At 56.3% G+C, this 2,779-nt stretch carries 1 protein-coding gene; it reads left to right on the plus strand.

From position 1 onward, the window contains the following. Nucleotides 1-2,779, plus strand: a 2,779-nt coding sequence (locus LRP54_RS08320; protein WP_231235755.1) for a SpaA isopeptide-forming pilin-related protein, incomplete at both ends; no start/stop codon positions are given.

Raw genomic sequence — 2,779 nt, forward strand, 5'->3', positions numbered from 1 at the left:
AGGACTTGGTTTTGGATGGTCAGGCGTTGGATCATGATGATCAGGGTGTGGCTTTAGCGTTTTTGCGTGTGGTTAATACTCGGGTTAAAGCTGATGTGACTGTGAAGAAAACGGATGCGGCTAGTGGTCTTCCTGTTGCTGGCGCCGTGTTTGAGCTGTATGCCAAGGATACGAGTGGTGGTGTGCCTGAGGGCGCGCAGGCCGCGTATGTTTCTGTTCCAAGTGGTGTGGATGGTGTTGCGACTTTCAGCTCGGTGGCGTATGGGGATTACGTGTTGCGTGAAAAGAGCGCGCCGGATCATTATGTGCTTTCGGATCAGACTCGTGATGTTCAGGTGCGTGTTCATGGTCAGACCGTGCAGGTAGGTGATTATCCTAACCGCCTGGTCCAAGGCACCATCCGGGTTAAGAAGTTGGGTGAGCAGGCTGACGCGGGGGCGCAGAGTGTGCCTTTGGTGGGTGTGGTGTTCTCCCTGTTCACCAAGACCAGTGATGGCGTGGTGTCTGATACGGCGTTTGCTACCGCGACCACTGGGGCTGATGGTGTGGCCTCCTTTGAGCGTGTGCCGTATGGGTCGTATGTGGTGCGTGAGACTGGTCCGCTGGCTGCGTATAACCCCTCTGTTGAGGCAGCGGGTCGTGAGGTGAGTGTGAGTGGTGAGGGCGAGCTTGTTGACCTGACTGGCACCGCGTTTGTGAACACGATGAAGCGCGGCAGTATCAAGGTGAAGAAGGTTGATGCTGAGGATGCTGAGCTGCCGCTTGCGGGTGTGGTGTTCTCCCTGTTTGCTAAGACCGGGGCGGGCGTGGTGTCTGAGACGCCGTTTGCTACCGCGACCACGACAGCTGATGGTGTGGCGTCGTTTGAGGGCGTGCCGTACGGTGATTATGAGTTGCGTGAGAGCGCGAGTCTGGTGAATTACGTGTTGAATGCTGCGTGGAAGCAGGATGTGTCTGTTCGTGAGGATGGGCAGGACGTTGATTTGCGTTCTGTTCCTGTGACGAATCAGTTGATCCGCGGCACGGTAACGGTGACGAAGGTGGATGCTGATACGCGTGCTCCGCTTGCTGGCGCTGTGTTTGAGCTTGTGGATGCTCAGGGTAGTGTGGTTGGTGAGCAGACGAGTGCTTCTGATGGTGTGGCTTCTTTTGAGCGTGTGCCGTTTGGGGAGTACACGTTGCGTGAGAAGAGCGCGCCTGTGGGGTATGTGCGTAGTGTTGAGGTGAAGAGTCTGAGTGTGAGTGCTCATGGTGCTCGTGTTGCTTTGGGTGAGTTCCCTAATAGTGTTATGCGTGGCAGTGTCACTTTGACGAAGGTTGATGGGGTGGATGGTCGTCACCTTGCTGGCGCGGTGTTCTCCTTGTTTGCTAAGAGCGCTGATGGTGTGTCGGAGAGTGCTTTTGATACTCGAACGAGCGCCCCTGATGGTTCGGTTTTGTTTGAGCGTGTCCCGTATGGGGAGTATGTGTTGCGTGAGGTGCAGGCTCCTGAGGGGTATGTGGGCGATCAGGATGATCGTGAGGTGCGTATTGATCGTGATGGTCAGGTTGTTGGTTTTGATTTCATTACTAACCGGAAGATTAGTGGCAGTATCACGCTGACGAAGGTGGATGCTGATACGCGTGCTCCTCTTGCTGGCGCGGTCTTTGAGCTTGTGAATGCTGAAGGTGCCCTGGTGACTGAGGCTACTTCTGGGCATGATGGTGTTGTGCGGTTTAGTGGTATTGCCTATGGGAAGTACACGGTGCGTGAGAAGAACGCTCCGCGCGGCTATGTGCTCAGCAGTGTGACGCCGTCTGCGAGTATTGAAACTGATGGGCAGACTCTGAGCCTTGCTGATTACGCGAATACGATTATCCGCGGCACTGTGCGGGTGAAGAAGGTTGATGCTGAGGATGCTAGCGTGCCTTTGGCTGGTGTGGTGTTCTCGCTGTTTGCTAAGACCGGGGCTGGTGTGTCTGAGACGCCGTTCGCTACCGCAAAGACCGGGGCTGATGGTGTGGCTTCGTTTGAGGGCGTGCCGTACGGTGATTACGAGTTGCGTGAGAGCGCGAGTCTGGTTAATTACGTGTTGAATGCTGCGTGGAAGCAGGATGTGTCTGTTCGTGAGGATGGGCAGGACGTTGATTTGCGTTCTGTTCCTGTGACGAATCAGTTGATCCGCGGCACTATCCGGGTGAAGAAGCTGGGCGAGCAAGCCGACCCGGGGGCTGAAAACGTGCCGCTTGAGGGCGTGGTGTTCTCGCTGTTCGCTAAGACCGAGGGCGTGGTGTCCGATAGCGCGTTTGCTACCGCGACCACCGGGGCTGATGGTGTGGCGTCGTTTGAGCGCGTGCCGTACGGGTCGTATGTGGTGCGTGAGACCACTCCGCTTGCTGCGTATAACCCCTCTGTTGAGGCTCAGGGCCGTGAGGTGAGTGTGACTGCTGCGGGCGAGCTTGTTGATCTGACTGGCACCGCGTTTACAAATACGATGAAGCGCGGCAGTATCAAGGTGAAGAAGGTTGATGCTGAGGATGCTGAGCTGCCGCTTGCGGGTGTGGTGTTCTCCCTGTTTGCTAAGACCGGGGCGGGCGTGGTGTCTGAGACGCCGTTTGCTACCGCGACCACGACAGCTGATGGTGTGGCGTCGTTTGAGGGCGTGCCGTATGGGGATTATGAGTTGCGTGAGAGCGCGAGTCTGGTGAATTACGTGTTGAATGCTGCGTGGAAGCAGGATGTGTCTGTTCGTGAGGATGGGCAGGACGTTGATTTGCGTTCTGTTCCTGTGACGAATCA

Source organism: Schaalia sp. lx-100, from assembly GCF_021083625.1.
Taxonomy (GTDB): domain Bacteria; phylum Actinomycetota; class Actinomycetes; order Actinomycetales; family Actinomycetaceae; genus Pauljensenia.